The organism is Glaciimonas sp. GG7 (genome assembly GCF_052976905.1).
In genome coordinates this window covers 1-278 of the sequence record NZ_JBRIIQ010000252.1, presented here as the reverse complement: position 1 = coordinate 278, position 278 = coordinate 1, and the positions used below count along the sequence as shown (strand labels likewise).

At 50.7% G+C, this 278-nt stretch carries 1 protein-coding gene; it reads left to right on the top strand.

What is annotated here, in order from left to right; genetic code table 11:
* Nucleotides 1–278 (top strand): hypothetical protein (locus ACVBEF_RS21395; RefSeq protein ID WP_447125905.1); only part of this gene is annotated, 278 nt, incomplete at both ends.

The window sequence follows — 278 nt, the reverse complement described above, 5'->3', positions numbered from 1 at the left end:
CAGGCGCAGCCACAGTTGAAGTTGTTTTTGACCTTGCAGGCGCAGCCACAGTTGAAGTTGTTTTTGATCTTGCAGGCGCAGCCACAGTTGAAGTTGTTTTTGATCTTGCAGGCGCAGCCACAGTTGACGTTGCTTTTGACCTTGCAGGCGCAGCCACCTTTGACGTTGTTTTTGAAGTTGCAGGCGCAGCCACAGTTGACGTTGCTTTTGACGTTGCAGTTGCTTTTGAAGTGGCAGTTGACCTACCCCGTCATGTAACGACGCCACATTTTTCAGCC